The sequence below is a fragment of the Bradyrhizobium sp. SZCCHNR1098 genome, assembly GCF_032489375.1.
Lineage (GTDB): Bacteria > Pseudomonadota > Alphaproteobacteria > Rhizobiales > Xanthobacteraceae > Bradyrhizobium.
Map to the genome: position 1 here is coordinate 1 of NZ_JAUEXY010000025.1, position 2,206 is coordinate 2,206.

At 62.4% G+C, this 2,206-nt stretch carries 1 protein-coding gene; it reads right to left on the reverse strand.

Annotated elements, in window-relative coordinates; all coding sequences use genetic code 11:
• Nucleotides 1–222: 222 nt before the first annotated feature.
• On the reverse strand, nt 223–1,605 hold the full coding sequence (gene ltrA, locus QX135_RS32365) for a group II intron reverse transcriptase/maturase (RefSeq protein WP_316234488.1): 1,383 nt from the start codon (nt 1,603–1,605) through the stop codon (nt 223–225).
• Nucleotides 1,606–2,206 lie beyond the last annotated feature (601 nt).

Below are 2,206 nucleotides of genomic sequence, written 5' to 3' on the forward strand. Positions count from 1 at the left end.
TCTCCTTGGCGCCAAAGACCGCCCCCAACAAACGACGCCCCTCTTGACAACTTACTCCCCATACAAGGTTCAGCCGACATCCGGCATTCCCCGCGCGATGGTCTTCACGGTAGAGTCGAGGAAGGGCGCGGTGGCTTGGGCCATTCGGCAACGCCCCGTTTCCCTTCCCCGCTCATCGAACCGGACGTGCGCGTTTCGCGCATCCGGCTCCCGGGCAAGCTCTCATGCCCTCGCCCACGGCAGGTTACGCGTCGACTTCGGCAGCCGTACCAGCCCCAACGTCTCGTAGAGGTACCGGTCGGGGAAGCGATTGTACCCCTGGCCTTGAACCCGATGCTTTTCGCATAACCACTTGCGCAGCCGATGGATGGCATGGGCGTCGACCGCCCTGTAGGCCGGTGAGACCGGCCCGAGGCGGAAGTAGTTCGCCCATCCGGTGAGTTTGGCGTTGAGCCGCTTCACCACCTTCTCGGCTGATAACGTCGTCCTGTGCCGGCCTGTCTCGTCCCCGACCGCATCGCAGATTCGCTTGATGCTCTTCTTCGATGGCTTCGAGTTGAGGTGGGCCTTCCCGGTCTTGTGGGAGTAGCACCGTCCGAACGTGTAGCCCAGGAAGTCGAACCGCTCTTCCGGCAGGTGGCAGATTCGTGTCTTGTCCTCGTTGACCGCCAGTTGCAGTTTCTTGATGACCTCTCGCATCGTCTGCATGGCGATGTCGGCCGTACCCTTGCAGCAGATCACCAAGTCGTCGGCATAGTTGACCATGACGGCCTTCAGCCGCCGCCGCGCGCCCGATTGTCTCCACCACAACACCAGCCGTCGCATGTACAGGTTCGCCAGCAGCGGGGAGATCGGAGAGCCCTGCGGGATGCCGCGGTGCTCGTCCCGATTCCACGTGGTCCGACGCTTGCGCCCGCGATCGTCCGTCTCCTCGACCGGCGCCTCGATCCACATCTTGATCAGATGCAGCATGTGCCGGTCGGAGGTCCGGCGCGCCACTGATTTCATCAGCGGTCCGTGCGGTATCTCGTCGAAGTAGCCACGCAGGTCCGCGTCGACGACGGCCGTGTACCCCAGATTGAGCAGGCGGTTCACGGTCTCCACCGCGTCCAGCGCAGTCTTGCCGGCGCGGTACGCATATTGCTCGGGCTCCAGATCGGCTTCGAAGATGGGCTCGAGCACCAGCATCGCCGCCGTCTGAACCACCCGGTCGCGTATCGTCGCGATCCCCAGAGGTCGCATTTTCTTGCTGTTCGGCTTCGGAATGTAGACCCGTCTGACCGCTTGCGGCCGATACGTCTTGTTCCTGAGCTCTTCCGCCAGTTCTCCGAGCCACGGATTCCAGCCATTGTCGACATCCGGGCTCTTGTGATCCGCGGACGACGCACCTTGGCCTCCATACGCCTCGATGGCCTCGAACGTCTGACCGTCCACACCAGCCGCGCCGCCATTGGCTTTGCATCTGGCATAGGCGAAGCTCAGAACATCCGCCCGAGACACCTTGTCGTACAGAAGATAGAACCTGAACCCGGGTTCTGCCTTCGCTTTCGCATGTAACGCAGTCTGCAGCTTCCGGACACTTGGTGGAGTTTCGAGGTGACCCAATCTCCCCTCCCGCGCCACTTCCTACATCGGCTTGAACGAGGGCTCCTTTCCTCCACCGGCATTACCCGGCTTCCCCGGTACTACGAGCCCATCCGACTCCCCGCCGCGCCCGGTCCGACCTTCACAGGTCTCCGGTTGGTCTCTCGCTCGACCGCGCAATGGGGTCTCCCGTGTTGCTTCGGTTCCCGCTGTGGACGTGCCGTCGTCACTACCCCGGTGGAGCCGCTGGGTGCGCGTGTCGCTCTCTTCCCCAGCGATGTCAGCTTTCCCTGTAATAAGGCCAGGTCAGCCTCCACATCGAACTTTTCGAGGCCTGCTCGACGTTCACTCGTGTTACAGCCCGCCCACTCGCCAAGTCACCTCGTGACCCTCTCCACCGGAGGCTTCAGCCGGGTCGTTACCTCGCCGACTGCTCCGATTGCTACCGGCTGGAACGACATTTGCCGGAAGGGACTTTCACCCTCTCAAGAACCGCGCCTTTCCACGGCGCACCTTATACGCGATCTCCCCGGTGTCCGGCTTGGTAGCTGTGGTCTTCCAGGAGGTTGTCCATCCGGTCTGAACCGAGGAAGCTGAGGTTGCGAAGCTTCAGTGTTCCAAG